At 67.1% G+C, this 15464-nt stretch carries 15 protein-coding genes; 7 read left to right on the top strand and 8 right to left on the bottom strand.

Annotation, left to right across the window (positions count from 1 at the left end; all coding sequences use genetic code 11):
* Positions 1-16 precede the first annotated feature (16 nt).
* Both NDN01_RS00615 and NDN01_RS00610 read left to right on the top strand, forming a co-directional pair.
* Positions 17-721, top strand: a complete 705-nt coding sequence (locus NDN01_RS00615; RefSeq protein WP_272625208.1) for a TIGR02117 family protein — start codon at positions 17-19, stop codon at positions 719-721.
* Positions 718-1416: an alpha/beta fold hydrolase gene (locus tag NDN01_RS00610; protein WP_272625207.1), complete on the top strand. Its 699-nt coding sequence runs from the start codon at positions 718-720 to the stop codon at positions 1414-1416. The genes NDN01_RS00615 and NDN01_RS00610 overlap by 4 nt, the downstream gene beginning before the upstream one ends.
* A 167-nt stretch (positions 1417-1583) precedes the next feature.
* Here NDN01_RS00610 and NDN01_RS00605 read toward each other — a convergent pair whose 3' ends face one another.
* The 4 genes from NDN01_RS00605 to NDN01_RS00590 form a co-directional block, all read right to left on the bottom strand.
* Entirely contained in the window at positions 1584-2924 is a 1341-nt protein-coding gene (locus tag NDN01_RS00605; RefSeq protein WP_272625206.1) for a DUF3443 family protein, read from the bottom strand.
* Positions 2921-3400, bottom strand: a complete 480-nt coding sequence (locus NDN01_RS00600) for a DUF2844 domain-containing protein (protein WP_272625205.1) — start codon at positions 3398-3400, stop codon at positions 2921-2923. Before NDN01_RS00600 ends, NDN01_RS00605 begins: the two co-directional genes overlap by 4 nt.
* A gap of 167 nt (positions 3401-3567) precedes the next feature.
* On the bottom strand, positions 3568-3828 hold the full coding sequence (locus NDN01_RS00595) for a hypothetical protein (protein WP_272625204.1): 261 nt from the start codon (positions 3826-3828) through the stop codon (positions 3568-3570).
* A gap of 13 nt (positions 3829-3841) precedes the next feature.
* The gene (locus NDN01_RS00590; RefSeq protein ID WP_272628433.1) at positions 3842-4855 is read right to left on the bottom strand and encodes a glycerophosphodiester phosphodiesterase; all 1014 of its coding nucleotides are present in this window, start codon (positions 4853-4855) and stop codon (positions 3842-3844) included.
* A 144-nt stretch (positions 4856-4999) separates the two neighbouring features.
* Here NDN01_RS00590 and NDN01_RS00585 point away from each other — a divergent pair, with 144 nt between their 5' ends.
* From NDN01_RS00585 to NDN01_RS00565, 5 genes are all read left to right on the top strand, one after another.
* Entirely contained in the window at positions 5000-5521 is a 522-nt protein-coding gene (locus tag NDN01_RS00585) for a 2Fe-2S iron-sulfur cluster-binding protein (protein WP_272625203.1), read from the top strand.
* Positions 5518-6492, top strand: coding sequence for an FAD binding domain-containing protein (locus NDN01_RS00580; protein ID WP_272625202.1), 975 nt, complete (start codon positions 5518-5520; stop codon positions 6490-6492). Before NDN01_RS00585 ends, NDN01_RS00580 begins: the two co-directional genes overlap by 4 nt.
* Entirely contained in the window at positions 6489-8693 is a 2205-nt protein-coding gene (locus NDN01_RS00575) for a xanthine dehydrogenase family protein molybdopterin-binding subunit (RefSeq protein WP_272625201.1), read from the top strand. The genes NDN01_RS00580 and NDN01_RS00575 overlap by 4 nt, the downstream gene beginning before the upstream one ends.
* Positions 8694-8822: 129 nt before the next feature.
* The gene (locus NDN01_RS00570) at positions 8823-9761 is read left to right on the top strand and encodes an XdhC family protein (RefSeq protein WP_272625200.1); all 939 of its coding nucleotides are present in this window, start codon (positions 8823-8825) and stop codon (positions 9759-9761) included.
* Positions 9758-10342 (top strand): nucleotidyltransferase family protein, encoded by a 585-nt coding sequence (locus NDN01_RS00565; RefSeq protein WP_272625199.1) that lies wholly within the window; start codon positions 9758-9760, stop codon positions 10340-10342. Before NDN01_RS00570 ends, NDN01_RS00565 begins: the two co-directional genes overlap by 4 nt.
* Positions 10343-10370: 28 nt before the next feature.
* Here NDN01_RS00565 and NDN01_RS00560 read toward each other — a convergent pair whose 3' ends face one another.
* From NDN01_RS00560 to NDN01_RS00545, 4 genes are all read right to left on the bottom strand, one after another.
* Complete coding sequence (locus NDN01_RS00560; RefSeq protein WP_272625198.1) at positions 10371-11579, bottom strand: ABC transporter permease; 1209 nt, start codon at positions 11577-11579, stop codon at positions 10371-10373.
* A 223-nt stretch (positions 11580-11802) separates the two neighbouring features.
* Positions 11803-12567, bottom strand: a complete 765-nt coding sequence (locus NDN01_RS00555; RefSeq protein ID WP_443025271.1) for an ABC transporter ATP-binding protein — start codon at positions 12565-12567, stop codon at positions 11803-11805.
* On the bottom strand, positions 12533-13924 hold the full coding sequence (locus tag NDN01_RS00550; RefSeq protein ID WP_272628431.1) for an efflux RND transporter periplasmic adaptor subunit: 1392 nt from the start codon (positions 13922-13924) through the stop codon (positions 12533-12535). The genes NDN01_RS00555 and NDN01_RS00550 overlap by 35 nt, the downstream gene beginning before the upstream one ends.
* A 2-nt stretch (positions 13925-13926) precedes the next feature.
* Complete coding sequence (locus NDN01_RS00545; protein WP_272625196.1) at positions 13927-15345, bottom strand: efflux transporter outer membrane subunit; 1419 nt, start codon at positions 15343-15345, stop codon at positions 13927-13929.
* Positions 15346-15464: the final 119 nt, after the last annotated feature.

The following is a 15464-nucleotide window of genomic DNA, read 5'->3' as shown; positions in this document are numbered from 1 at the left end:
CCATATCACACTCGCGATGCCGCCGAAAATCCACCCGTTGCGGAACGGCGCAAGGCTGCTGGGCGCGGCCGTCGCCGCGCTGGTCGCGATCCTCCTTGCTTATGGCGCGGCGGGCATGGTCGGCGGGGCGATCCCGTCCAATCCCGGCTGGACTCAGCCTGAAACGGGCGTGCGAATCTATATCGAGAGCAACGGCATCCACACCGGCATCGTCGTGCCGATGGTCGGCGGGGGCGAGGACTGGCGCGACCTGCTTCGTGCCGAAGACCTGCGCGATCCGCGCTATGCCAGGTACAGCCATGTCTCGATCGGCTGGGGCGAGCGGACCTTCTATCTCGAAACGCCGACCTGGGCCGATGTGAAGCCGCTGACCATCCTTGGCGCGGCGATGGGTAGCGACCGCACCGTGATGCATGTCGACCATGTGCCCGAGCCGCGCGTTAACGCCGATGATGAGGGCGACATACGCAGCGTGATACTGCGCCCCGAGGAGTATCGCCGCCTTGCAGCCTTCATCCGTGCCAGCTTCCGGACCGACAACGGGCAGCGGCCAGGCCACCAGTTCGGCTATGCCAGCTATGACGCCTTTTACGAGGCGCGGGGCCGTTACAGCGCGGTTCGGACCTGCAACGCCTGGACTGGCGATGCACTCCGCCATGCCGGCGTGCGGGTCGGGGCCTGGACGCCCTTTCCCGTGACGGTGCTTGGATGGTTCGAATGATGGCCGAGGCGAAGGCCCCTTCCCTGCTGCTCTGGGCGATGGAGCTTCCGCGCGGCGCGCTGGGTCTGGGGCAGTTCCTCTGGGGCCGGCGCAAGCTCGCCGCCGCACCGCGGGGCGACGGGCGTCCGATCCTGATCTTGCCCGGGCTGGTCAATGCCGATCGGTCGAACTTCGCGATGCGCGGCTATCTCAACCGGCTTGGCTACCGCGCCTATGGCTGGGGCCTTGGCCGCAATTTCGGCACGCGCGCGATCGGGCCAGAGGGCGAGAAGCTGTTCGAGCGAATCAGCGAGATCCATGACGAGACGGGCGAGAAGGTCACGCTGATCGGGGTCAGCCTGGGCGGGATCATGGCGCGGATGGCGGCGCACCGCCTGCCCGATCTGGTGCGCGAGGTGATCACGGTCAGCTCGCCCTTCGCCGGCAGCCCGCGCGCGACCAATGTGTGGCGCGCGTTCGAATGGCTGACGGGCGAGCGGATCGACGATCCCCGGGTGAAAGCGCTGGCGGCCGAAGTGGCGCGACCCCTGCCCGTCCCCGCGACGGCGATCTGGAGCGCGAGCGACGGGCTGGTCAACGGCGCGATCTGCCGCGAGCCGGGATGCCGGCACATCCGCGTGCGGAGCAGCCATATCGGCGTGCAGGTGCGGCCCGAAGTGCTGCTGGCGGTCGCGGCGGTGCTGGGCGGCGAATAGAGGCAGATTCATCTTGCTTAGATCGTCACCTCGGACCTGTTCCGGGGTCCACCGTGCCGCGTGCCAACGAGTTTCGATTCCTGCGGGCCGACGGATGCCGGAACAGGTCCGGCATGACGCATTTGACTGCGCACCTCTCGGAATCCCAGCCAAACGGCCGTCACCCGTCAGAAGGCGAAATAAGGTCCCTGCACCCCGCCCGCCGGACGACCCTCGATCGCGGTATAGACCGTACGGCCGAAGAAGAAGGGCATGCCGAAGTCGAAGCTGTTGGCGAACGGCAGCGGGGGCGTGACGAGTGTCGGGTTCACTCCAAGCCCAGGCGCCACGGTCGAGGAGCCGGCGACGCTGAGCGGGCTGTACAGGGTGAACATGCCGCTTGCGGTCGTTCCGTTGGTTCCGGTCAGCATCGGTGACAGTGGCGTCGGCGAAGCCGGGCAATAGAAGGCGATCAGGCTTTTGTCGGTGCAGGGATTGAGCGTCGTATCGATGAAGTAATAGTCGTTGCTGCCGCTATCGAGGAAACTCTGGGTCAGTTGCTTGCCGTTGTAGGTGGCGGTGAGCACGCCCGGCCCGAGCCGGCTCAACGTGGTCGTCACCGGCAGGATGGTCGCGGCGGTCAGTATATTGTCGGCCTGGGTGCCGATGCCGAAGGTCACCGTGCCGGTCAGCCTCGCCAGCCCGGCCTGCGGCACCGACGGCAGGGCGAGAATGGTGCCGTTATTGTCGACCGGGAAGGCAGCCACCGGGTTGGGCAGTTGCTCGAACGGCGCCGCCGCATTGGACGCACGGCCGATGATCGTGCTGCATCCGCCGGTCGGACAATCATAATAGATCGCCGCCGACGATCCCCCCGCGCTTGTGCAATAGGCGCCGCAGTCAGTGGTGGTCGTGCCGACACCGATGATCCCGTTGGCGCCGAAATCCTGCACCGTCGTGACCGCGCTTCCGCCGCCCGCCGAACAAGTCGACGGCACGGCGGCGAAGCTGCCGGAATCTCCGATCGCCTGGAAGGGCATGTTGGCGACCTTCTCCCCCGCGATCGAGAAATCCGCGGTGCGCACCGAACCGAAGGCATAGGAATTGACGTATTGATAGCATTCACCGACCGGATTGCTGGCGCCATCGGTTTCGGTCGGCAAGGCTGACAGGAGGCTCGCGTTGAGCACCGGCTTGATGATCCGCAGCCCGACCGATCCGGTGTCGAGGATGATATGGTCGATCGTCTGGCAATTGCTGGTCGACCCCGGCGCGCAGATGGTGACCGTCACATAGGGTTCGTTGAACGCGGTGTATGCGTTGGAACCGACGCCGAGCGCGGCGGGGCCCGCATCGAGCGTGACGGTCGCCATGTTCGCGGTAGCGGCGGGCGTGGGTGTAGGGGTCGGGGCAGGCGTTGGGGTCGGTGCCGGCGTCACCATGGCGACCGGGGTCGACGAATCGGAACCGCCACATCCCGTCAGGGCCAGGGCGGCGATCAGCGCAAGGAAAGATCGGGCCGCGATCATGGTTCTTGCGGCAGGTCGCCGGGCGAGAAACCTGCCGGCGCGAGCGAGGGGATGAAGGCGACGCCGCTGAACCAGCCCATATGTCCCCCGGTCTGGATTTGCAGGTCGGCCTGGTTGACCTGCTGAGGACGGCGCAGCGAATGCATGGCCCGGCCGGTCGCGCCGCCGGCCGCCTGGAATGTCGTGAAATAGCGGCCGAGCAGCGCACGCAGATCGGGCTTGCCCGGCCCCGACCAGGTTATCGCGAAAACCTGGCCATTGGCGTTGGTGAATTCATGCACGGCCCCGCCATTGGCGCGGGTCAGGTCGTGACGGGAATAGTTGCCGATCGTCACCGAGGCCATCTGCGCGGCCATGCGCGCGCTGTCCGACTTCACGCCCGATACCGTGCCGCCAAGCTCGGCATGGGCACCGGATGCGACAACAAGGGCGGTGACGAGGGAGAACGCGATACGGCACGGGTGAGTATGTGACACGGTCGGCAAACTTTCCGGATTATGGCCCGGTTACGCCGCGTACTCCCGACCGCTGCGACCGGGAGGGAAGGTATCTGCCGGTGATGGCAAGTCAAGCGGATACGCCGCGCACGTGGTGCGCGAGGTCAAGTCTCAGGCGTCTATTCCGGAAAACGCGGGCGCCGGTCTCAGCGCTGGTCCTGCTGCGCCTGCTCCTGCCGCGCCTGTTCGCGTCGCGCCTTGCGCTCTTCCTTCGCGCGCTTCTGGTCTTCCTTGCGCAGCTTGCGGCCGGCGTTGCGGTCCGCCTCGTCCTGGCTGGTCGTCGCCCAGTCGACGGTCTGGCCCGCCGCCTTGACCGGCAGGGTGACGACATTGGCCGCCGTCTTGACCAGGCAGCCGCCGCCGAGAAGCGGCAGCGCCAGAGCGACGGGAATCAGGATCTTGCGCATCGATCGTCTCTTCTCAATTGACTCGGGTGCCCCGCGCTTCGACGCCGATCGCCGTGAAATCGGTGAAGAAGCCATCGATGCCGAGCGCCAGATAGCGGCGAATATCGTCCGAAAGACGGCCATGCGCGCGCGGATTGATGCCGACGCGCATCGACGGCGGCAGGAAGAAATTCTCCGCGCGGAAGGTCCAGGGGTGGAGACGCAGGGCCGCCGCATGGGCGTCGGCCACCAGCGTCGACGGCGCGGCATCGCCCTTGATGATCATGTCCTTGTTGGGGCCGATGCCCCACGCATAGGCGGCGACCGCTTTCAGCCCCTCCGGCGTCGCCATCGCGGCATAGCTTGGCGCGGCATTGTCGGCCGGCGCCCCGTTCGCGTCCATCAGCTGGATCAGGCGGATACCGGTCAGCTTGTGCAGCGCCTTCAGGTTGTTCACCTCGAACGACTGGATGAAGACCGGCGCGCTCGCGTCGTGCCAGCCCGCTGCCTTGAGTTGCGCAACGAGCCTTTTCTCGAGCGGCAGGCCGATCGAGGCGAAATAGGTCGGGTGCTTGGTCTCCGGATAGATACCGACGATCCGGCCACCGACCGAATGCTTCTTCGCCAGCGCGATGATCTCGGCCAGGGTCGGCACCTCGAACTGGCCGTCATATTGTGCGTTGTCGGGGCGGAGCATCGGCAGGCGCTCTTTCGCGCGCAGCGTCTTCAGCTCGACCAGCGTGAAATCCTCGGTGAACCAGCCGGTGTGCTTCTCGCCGTCGATCACCTTGGTCGTCTTGCGCGCGGCGAATTCAGTGTGCTTCGCGACATCGGTCGTCTCGGTGATGTCGTTCTCGTGCCGGGCGACCAGCACGCCGTCCTTGGTCGGCACCAGATCGGGCTCGATAAAGTCAGCGCCCTGCTCGATGGCAAGTTCGTACGAGGCAAGCGTGTGTTCCGGACGCAGGCCGCTGACGCCGCGGTGCGCGATCACGATCACGGGGGACAGCGGAGGCGAAGGCGGTGTCACCGGTGCGGTCTGCCCGATCGCGGCGCCGGGCGCCAGCGCCAGCAACGCACCGACGAGATTTCGCTTGCGCAACGACAGACGAAAAAGTTTCACTATGCTATCCATTACCGGAAACGATCCTTCCCAAACGCGTTACCCCAGTCAGCCAGGAGGGGCGACCCCATGCACTTCACAATCAACGGCGAGCCCCGCGAGGCCGAGCCCGATATCCGCGCATCCCTGCTCGATCTGCTGCGCGAGCATCTCGGCCTGACCGGCACCAAGAAGGGATGCGACCATGGCCAGTGCGGCGCATGCACCGTCCTGGTGAACGGGCGGCGGATCAATTCGTGCCTCACGCTGGCGGTGATGCATCAGGATGATGACATCTTGACGATCGAAGGGCTTGGCAGCGCCGACAATCTTCACCCGCTCCAGGCCGCCTTCGTGAAGCATGACGGATTCCAGTGCGGCTATTGCACGCCGGGCCAGATCTGCTCGGCGGTCGGCATGCTCGACGAGGTAGCGAAAGGATGGCCAAGCCATGTCAGCGGGTCGCTCGACGATATCGAGTTGACCGACATCGAGATATCGGAGCGGATGAGCGGCAATCTGTGTCGCTGCTCGGCCTACCCGAACATCGTGGACGCAATCGCCGAAGTTGCGGCGCTTTCACCCGCTGCCCGTGAAGTGGCTGAGGCATGAAAACGTTCGATTATGTGAAAGCCGACAGCCCGGAATCAGCCGTCGTCGCCGGCGGACGCTTCATCGCCGGCGGGACCAACCTGCTCGACCTGATGAAATTGCAGATCGAGACGCCGGAGAGGCTGGTCGATATCAGCCGGCTCGACCTGGCACGGGTCGAGGAGCGGGCCGATGGCGGGCTGACGATCGGCGCGCTGGTGCCGAACAGCGATCTTGCCGCCGATGCACGCATCATCAAGGACTATCCGGTGCTGAGCCGCGCCCTTCTCGCCGGCGCATCGGGGCAGTTGCGCAACAAGGCGTCGACCGGGGGCAACCTGCTCCAGCGGACGCGCTGCTATTATTTCTACGACACCGCCATGCCGTGCAACAAGCGCGTGCCGGGTTCGGGCTGCGCGGCGATCGGCGGGTTCAACCGTATCCTCGCCGTGCTCGGCACGAGCGACCAGTGCATCGCGACTCATCCGAGCGACATGGCGGTGGCGATGCGCGCGCTTGACGCAACGATCGTGACGCTCAAACCGGATGGTGACCGGCGGCGGATCGCGATCGGGGATTTCTACCGCCTGCCCGGCGACACCCCGCATATCGAAACCATGATCGAGCCGGGCGAACTGATCACTCATATCGACCTGCCCCCGCCCCCCGCCGGCACGCAGCTCTACCGCAAGGTGCGCGACCGGGCCTCCTATGCCTTCGCCCTGGTGTCGGTCGCCGGGATCGTCGCGGTCGAAAACGGCAGGATCGCGTCAGCGGCCCTCGCCTTTGGCGGGCTCGCACCGATGCCCTGGCGCGACCCGGCGGTCGAAGCGGCCCTGGTGGGCAAGACGCCTTCCACCGCCGTATTCGAGGCGGCGGCGGATGCCCTGCTGGCGGATGCCAGGGGCTTCGGGTCGAACGACTTCAAGATCCCGCTCACCCGCCGCGTGCTGATCGCGTGCCTGCGCGACCTGACCGGAGAGGCGGCATGACCGAATACCGCATGGACGCCGATCATCCCGGCCTCGCGCTCGATCGTGGCGTGCAGGATGTGCTGGGCAAGGGCCTCGACCGGGTCGACGGCGTGCTCAAGGTCACGGGTGCCGCGACCTATGGCTATGAGCACCAGATCGAGAATGTCGCCTATGGGTATCTGATCACCGCGCCCGCGGCGAAGGGCAAGGTGACCGGCTTCGATATCGAGACCGCACGCGCGCTGCCCGGCGTGATCGACATCATCGTCGACGATCAGCGCGTCGCGCGCCAGGCGGCGGGTTTCTCGCCGGCGCATAGCGGCAATGGCGAGATCGATCATTGGGACCAGGTTCTCGGCGCCGCCGTCGCGACCAGCTTCGAGGCGGCGCGGGATGCGGCGCGCGCGGTGCGGGTGACGGTCGAGCCCGAGCCGGGACGGTTCGACACGATGGCCGATGTCGCCGAAGCGAGCGGACCGCCGAAGGATTCGCGCCTTCAGGACCTGACGATCGGCGACATCGATGCGGCGATGGCAGGAGCGGCCGCGAGCATCGACCAGCTCTATTCGACGCCCAACCAGGTGCATGCAGCGATGGAGCCCCACGCTTCCATCGCGGTGTGGGAAGGCGAGAAGCTAACCCTCTATTCAAGCCTGCAGATCCTGCACGCGGCGAAGCAGATCCTCGCAGCGGCAGTGGGCATCGAGGCCCGGAACGTCCGGATCGTCTCGCCCTATATCGGCGGCGGGTTCGGCGGGAAGCTGCTCGGGCCGGAGGCGGTGATGGCGGCAATCGCGGCACGGCGGATCGGCCGTCCGGTCAAGATCGCGATGGCGCGGGCGCAACTCTTCCACAATGTCTATCGCCGCACCGACACGCACCAGCGCATCCGGCTCGCCGCCGACGAGAATGGCAGGCTGACCGCGATCGGGCATGACAGCGTGGTGAGCCAGGGCCCGGACGGCGGCTTCATGGAGCCGGTCGCGCTTGGCACCATCCCGCTTTACGCTGCGCCCGTCAGGCAGTTCAGCCACAAGGTCGTGACGCTCGACATGGTCCAGGCCGGCGCGGTGCGCGCACCGGGCGAGGCGGTCGGCATGCTCGCGCTGGAAACGGCAATGGACGAGCTGGCCGAACAGCTCGGCCGCGATCCGGTCGATTTCCGCAAGCTCAACGAACCCGCGGCCGATCCGACGACAGGCCAGCCCTTCTCGACCCGGCGGCTGGTCGAATGCCTCGACCGGGGGGCGGCGATGTTCGGCTGGGCACGCAGGCGGCCGACGCCCGGATCAGTGCGCGACGGCGAATGGCTGATCGGCATGGGCATGGCGTCGGCGGTGCGGATCAACCTGCTGGTCGATTCGCAGGCGCGGGTGACGCTCGGCACCGACGGGCGCGCGACGGTCGAGACCGACATGACCGATATCGGCACCGGCACCTACACCATCCTCGCGCAGATCGCGGGAGAGTCGCTTGGGTTACCGATCCGGTGCGTCGACGTGAAGCTGGGTGATACCGATCTGCCGCCGGGCGCCGGATCGGGCGGATCGTTCGGCGCGGCCAGTGCTGGATCGTCGGTGGCGCTGGCGTGCGAGGATCTGGTCGCCGAACTGGCGGAGCGCATGGGCACGACGCCGGAGAACATGACGCTGAAGGACGGCCACGCTATCGCGGGCAACCGCCGCGTGGCGCTGGACGAGTTGGTCGGCACTACGCCGCTGGTGGCGACAGGCAAGATCAGCCAGGGCAGGAATGCGCGCACCTATAGCCAGGCGGCGCACGGCGCTCAGTTCGCCGAAGTCGCGGTCAATGCCGTCACCGGCGCCGTGCGGGTGCGGCGAATGCTCGGCGTGTTCGAGGCGGGACGAATCCTCAACGCCAAGACGGCGCGCAGCCAGGCGATCGGCGGGATGATCTGGGGCATCGGCTATGCGCTGATGGAAGGTGCCGAGCTCGACCGGCGCCATGGCCATTTCGTGAACCATGATCTCGGCGAATATCATGTGCCGGTACATGCGGATGTGCCGCATCTCGACGTGCATTTCATCGAGGATCTGGACCATCATGCCAATCCGGTCGGGGCGAAAGGTCTGGGCGAACTGACCATCTCCGGCGCCGGCGCGGCGGTGACCAATGCGGTGTACAATGCGTGCGGGGTCAGGGTGCGGGAGTTTCCGATGACGCTCGACAAGGTGCTGGCGGGGTTGCCGCCGATATGAGGCCATATGCTCGTCACCCTGAACTTGTTTCAGGGTCCATGCGCGGCCATCGCCCCGCAGGCGTCACTCGTGGTGCACCTGTCCGCGCATGGATGCTGAAACAAGTTCAGCATGACGGAGTGTTTTTGAATGGCCGATAACGACACCGTCCTCGCCGCCGCCCAGGCCTGGAAGGGCGCGCCGATGGCGATCGCCACGGTCGTCTCCACCTGGGGGTCGGCGCCGCGACCGCGCGGCAGCCATATGCTGGTGCATGCCGACGGACGGTTCGAAGGCTCCGTCTCCGGTGGGTGCATCGAGAGCGACATCCTCGCCACCGCCGCAGAAGTGATCGCCGGCGCGCCGTTCCGGGTGAAGAGCTATGGCGTCGCCGATGCCGCCGCCTGGGAAGTCGGCCTGCCCTGCGGCGGCGAGATCGCGGTGATGGTGCAGCCGGTCTCGGCCGAAGGCTTCGACCCCGAACTGTTCGACCGGATCGCCGAGGCGCGCGACGCGGGCAAGGCACTGACCGTGTCGACCAGCCTCGATACCGGACACAGCGACGCACGCCCGCTTGAGACCGGGTCGGCCTTCCTCAACCGATACGATCCGCCGCGCCGCCTGCTGATCGTCGGCGCGGTGCAGATCGCGCAGGCGCTTGCCGGGCTGGCGCGCGAACTGGGCATCGACACGGTGGTGATCGATCCCCGCGCCCGCTTCCTGACCGAGGAGCGTTTCCCCGGCGTCACGCTCGACGATCGCTGGCCGGATGAGGCGGTCGCGGCCTATGCGCCCGGCCCGTCGACGGCGGTGGTGACGCTGAGCCACGACACCAAGATCGACGATCCCGCCCTGATCGCCGCGCTGGCCGCGCCCACCGCCTATGTCGGCGCGCTCGGCTCCCGTCGCAGCCACGCCGCGCGGCGGGAACGGCTCGCCGCGCAGGGGGTTGGCGCGGCGGCGCTCGACCGTATCGATGCGCCGGTCGGCCTCGACATCGGCGCGGTCGGCCCTGCCGAAATCGCGCTGTCGATCGCGGCGGCAATGGTGGGCGCCTTCAATTTCCGGGACGGCAAGAACGCATCATGATCCATGTCGAGAAGACCGTGCTGATCCTGCTCGCGGCGGGGCGTTCCGAACGCTTCGGCGACGTCGACAAGCTGGAGCAGAATTTCCTGGGCCAGCCGCTGGCGATGCATGTGGTGACGGCGTTCGAGGATATCCCCTTCCAGGCGCGTTTCGTGGTGAAGAACGGCACCGATCTCGATTTCGGGAGCCGGGGATACCGGGTGATCCATAATGACGATCCGCAGATCGGTATGTCGCGGTCAGTGAAGCTTGGCGTGCAGAATGCGCGCGACGATGGTGCGGAAGCGGTGGTGATCGCCCTCGCAGACATGCCGCGCGTCACCGCCTCCCACCTCTATCACCTGATCGAGGCGATGGATTCGCGCCATTCGGTGGTCGCCTCGAGCGACGGGGTGAACCCCTGCCCGCCGGCCGTGTTCGGCGCGGGGCAATTCGATTTCCTGCTGAACCTCGAAGGCGATGCCGGCGCGCGCGACCTGGTACGCGCGGGCAGGCATGTGGTGACGTCGCCCGCTGAACTGATCGACATCGATACGCCAGCGGATCTCGAAAGGCTGCGGGCACTTGTCCGACCTCTTTGAGCCCCTCCGTTGAAGGAGAGGGCGAGATTCATTCGTGCCGCAAAGCGTCGATCGGGTTGAGCGACGCAGCCCGTCGCGCCGGAAAATAGCCGAACACCACCCCGATCACCGCCGAGATGCCGAACGCGAGCATATTGATCTCCGGCACGAAGATCCACGTCACCTGCATCAGCGGCGCGAGCGAGAGGATCGCGACCTGCGCCACCACCAGGCCGATCAGCCCGCCGAGGCAGGACAGCGCCACCGCCTCGACCAGGAACTGGAGCAGCACCTCGCGCGCGACCGCGCCGATGGCGAGGCGGATGCCGATCTCGCGCGTCCGCTCTGTCACCGAAACGAGCATGATGTTCATGATCCCGATCCCGCCGACCAGCAGGGAGATCGCCGCCACCGCGGTGACGATGCTGGTCAGCAGCGTGGTCGTGCCGGTCAGCGTGTCGGATATCTGCTTGGTGTCGAAGATGTTGAAATCGTCGGTCTTGCTGCCGGTGATGTTGCGGCGCTCGCGCAGTAGGTCCTCGATCCCCGACTGTACTGTCGCGGTCGAATAGGCCTCGTCGACGCCCACCAGCATCAGGCGGATATCGGTCGATCCCGTGAAGCGCCGCTGCACTGCCTTGAGCGGCATGATGACGACATCGTCCTGGTCGCCGCCGAAACCGGCCTGGCCGCGCGTCGAGAGCACGCCGATGACGTCGCAGGAAATACCGCCGATGCGCATCCGCGTGCCGACCGCCGCGCCCCCGCGATACAGATTCTGCGCGACGGTGCTGCCAATGATGCACACTGCCTTGCCCGCCTGTTCCTCGGGGCCGGTGAAACCGCGACCGGCGGACAGCGGCCAGGGCTGGACCTGGAAATAGGCCGAGGTGGTGCCGTTGATCGTGGTCGACCAGTTGGCGCCTTCATAGATCGCGGTCGCGGTCGACTGGGCCTGGGGCGCGACGGCGGTGACGCCGGCGATCTGGTCGGCGATGGCCTGGACGTCGTCGGGCTTGAAATCGGGCGGACGCGGCCCGCCGCCACCTCGGCCAAAGCCCTGGCCCGGACGGACCTGAAGCACGTTGGTGCCGAGCGCGGAGATCTGTTTCTGCACGGCGGCCGTGGTGGCCTGGCCGAGCGTGACCATGGTGACGACCGCGCCGACGCCGATGATGATGCCGAGCGTCGTCAGGAACGACCGCAGCTTGTGCCGCAGGATCGACCGGATCGCGAGGAGGAAGGTGGTGGCGAGCATCAGATCATCCCGCCCTCTCCCCTGGACAGGGGAGAGGGTACCGGAGCTTGGCAGCTTGCTGCCTTGGCGAAGGTGGGGAGAGGGGCCGATGCGGCGCTTCGCGCCGCGCGGTCCTGCGGACCGCACACCCCTCTCCCAGCTTCGACTAGGTCCCGCTGAAGAAGCGGAACCAAGTCTGCGCAACCCTCTCCCCTTGAGGGGAGAGGGCGAAGGTGGTTCACCCTCACGACACCCTCTCCCCTGCATGGTGATTGGTGTCGATCCGCTCGACCAGCCCGTCCTTGAAATGGACGATGGTCCGCGCAAAGGCAGCCATCTCCGGCTCATGCGTGACCATCAGCACGGTGATCCCGGCATCGCGGTTCAGGCCGCTGAGCAATTCCATGATCTCGACCGAGCGCTCCGAATCCAAATTGCCGGTCGGCTCGTCGGCGAGCAGCACGTCGGGCGATGTCACGATCGCGCGGGCGATGGCGACACGCTGCTGCTGGCCGCCGGACAGTTCGGCCGGCGTATGATCCCACCATTTGGCCAGCCCGACCTTGTCGAGCGCCGCCATCGCCGCCTCGTAGCGCTGCTTCTTCGGGTCGCCGCGATAGAGCAAAGGCAGTTCGACATTCTCCAGCGCGGTGGTGCGCGCCAGCAGGTTGAAGCCCTGGAAGACGAACCCGAGATAGCGGCGCCGGAGCAGCGCGCGCTGGTCGCGGCCGAGCCGTTCGACATGATGCCCCCGGAACAGAAAAGTGCCCGAGCTCGGCACGTCGAGACAACCCAGGATGTTCATCGTGGTCGACTTGCCCGATCCCGATGCGCCCATCACCGCGACGAAATCGCCCTGCTGGATATCGAGGTCGACACCCTTCAGCGCCTTGAACGCAGTCGCGCCCTCACCGTAGATCTTGGTCACGTCGCGCAGCCGGATCAGCGGCTGCGAACTCCCGGCCGGGACAGGCTTACTGGCCACCGCGCTGCCCGCCCCCGGCCCCACCGCCGGCACCGGGGCGACGCCGCTGGCCGCTGCTCTTCGTGCTGTCGCCGTTGAGCTGGCCGGTGATCACGTCATCGCCGGGCTTCAGGTCGCCGCCGACGACTTCAGTCACGGTGCCGTTGGTCACGCCCGTGGTGATCTCGACCGGCTTCGGCTGGCCGTCCTCGCCCTTGATATAGACAGTCTGCTTCGCCCCCGCGCCGAGCGTCGCCGTACGTGGCGCGCCGCCACCGCCACGGCGAGGCCGGGTCGGCACGAGCGCACCGGTGATCCCGCCGCTGGCAGCCGCGTTCGGGCTGGTCGCCGCTGGCTTGAAACGCAGCGCCGCGTTCGGCACGAGCAGTACATTGGCACGCGCATTGGTCACGATATCCGCGGTCGCGGTCATGCCGGGGCGAAGCTGCTGGTCGGCGTTCGCCACGCTGAGCGTCGCGCCATAGGAAACGACCTGCGCCGTCGTCGTGGTGGTGGTCGTTGTCGTCTGCGCGCTGAGGTTCGAGCCGAGATCGACCCGGGTGATCGAGGCGGGGAAGGTCTTGCCCGGGAACGCATCGACGGTGAAGCTAGCCTGCTGGCCCTGCTTGACCGAGCCGACATCGGCCTCGTCGATCGCGACCTCCAGCTTCATCGTCGACAGGTCCTGCGCGATGACGAACAGGGTCGGGGTGTTGAACGAGGCGGCGACGGTCTGGCCCGGCTCGATCTGGCGGGCAAGCACCACGCCATTGACCGGCGAACGGATCACCGCCCTGGTGAGCTGGGTTTCGTTCGAGGACAGGGCCGCACGCGCCGACACCACATTCGCCTGGGCCGCGCGCAGATTGGCGAGCGCGCGGTCACGGTCGGCGATCGCCTGCTCCATTTCGGTCTTGGCGGGAACGCGCCCGCCCGACAGCCGGCTGACCTCCTGCAGGCGCGCAAGCTGCGCGTTCGACTGGGCGAGCGTCGCCTGGTTCTGGCCGACCGTCGCCACGGCTGCGTCGAGCGCCGCCTTGCTCTGGTTGACGCTGTCCTGGAAGCGCGACGGATCGACCAAAGCGAGCGGCTGGCCCGCCACGACCCGGTCGTTCACGTCCGCCACCACCTTGGTGACGAGACCCGAAAGCTCCGAGCCGACCTGAACCTGATTGGTCGGGGCAAGCTTGCCGGTAGCCGACACGGTGACCGATAGCGACCCGCGGCGCACCTCGTCAGTAGCATAGACGTTTTTGGCCGGGCCGGCGAACCAGCTCTTCGCCAGCAGCAGGAGCAAGACCACGCCGACGCCGACCAGCACCCATTTGACGTAGCGGCGCCATGCCGGGGTTGCCTTAACGCCCAGGAACTCGTCGATATCGTTGCTGTTCGGATCGGCCATGGTCATTCCCGGGGAAGTTGCGCCGCTGGCGCCTGGGGAACAGCGTTGCTGTCCCAGCCGCCGCCAAGGGCGAGATAGAGCTGGACGAGCGCCTGGGCCTGATCGGCCCTGGCGTTGGAAAGCCCGTTCTGCGCTGAGAGCAGGGCGCTTTCATTGGTGTTGAGCGTGGTAATGTCGGTCAGGCCCGCTCGATACTGGCTACGCGACAGGATCGCGCTGTTGGTTGCCGCGTCGAGCGCGATGGCGAACTGCGCCTGGCGGTCCTTCGCCGACTGGAGCGCGGTCAGCGCATTCTCGACATCCTCAAGCGCGGTGAGCACCGTCTGCTTGTAGGCGGCAAGCGCGCCCTCGGCCGCCGCCCGCTGCGCGCGGACCTGCGAGCGAACGCGCCCGCCATCGAAGATCAGCTGGCTCAGGCCGGCGAACAGGCTGCCGGTGACGATATCGGCGAGGCCGCCGAACGATGCGGCGGCGGTGCCGATATTCCCGGTGATGCTCAGCGCGGGGTAAAGCTGCGCCTCGCTCACGCCGATCTGCGCGGTGGCGGCGGCGAGGCGACGCTCCGCCGCCCGCACATCGGGACGCTGGCGCATCGCGTCGGCCGGGATGCCGACCGCCACTGACGCGGGGCCGGCGGGGATCGGCGCGGTCGCCACAAGCTCTGCCTTGAGCGCGCCCGGCGCCTGGCCGGTCAGCACGCCGAGCCGGTTCACCGCCGATTGATAATTCTGCTCAAGCGAGGGGATGGTCGCCGCCGTCTGCGCCCGCTGCGCTCGCGACTGTTCGGCGTCGAGCGACGAGACCAGCCCCGCCTGCACGCGGAACCCGGCGATCTCCAGATTGTCGTCCTGGATGCCGAGCGAACCTCGCGCGATGGCAAGACTCGCCTGGGCTTGCCGGGCAAGGATATAGTTCCGCGCCGCCTCCGCCGCGATCGATGTCTGCACCGTGGCAAGATCGTAGCCGCTGCCCGCATAGCTGGCGCGCGACGCCTCGATCGAGCGGCTGATGCCGCCGAACAGATCTACCTGATAGGAAGCGTCGGCGCCGACCGACAAATTGTCCCGCGCGCCGATCGTGTCGAACCCATTGCGGCGATAGCCGGCCGATCCGGTCACCGTCGGCAACCGCTGGGTGCGCGCCTGAACGAGGGATTCGCGCGCCTGGCGCAGCCGCGACACGGCCTGGGCGATATCCAGATTGCCGTCGCGCGCGCGGTCGACGATCGAGGTCAGCAGCGGATCGTTGAAGCTGGTCCACCAGGCCGAGATATCCGCTGGCTGGCCCTGCGGCGCCGGGGTCGAATAGCCCCCGGGCACGCCCAGCGCGCCGGGCACGGGCGGGGCGTAGTCCGGCCCGACCACGCACGCCTGGAGCGGCAGGGCGGCGGTGAACAACAGAAGGATGCGCTTGGGAAACATAGCGTTACAAATGGCGGCGGACCCTGTGCCGGTCCACCGAAATATTGTCGCAATTTGTCGTCCGTGTACGATCTCGCAGGCCGAAACACGCTGAACGCCGCCCCTTCCTGCAATAGAAT

Source organism: Sphingomonas sp. QA11 (assembly GCF_028473665.1).
GTDB lineage: Bacteria > Pseudomonadota > Alphaproteobacteria > Sphingomonadales > Sphingomonadaceae > Sphingomonas > Sphingomonas phytovorans.
Note: the sequence above shows the minus strand (reverse complement) of the source record. Positions and strands in the feature narration are given on the sequence as shown.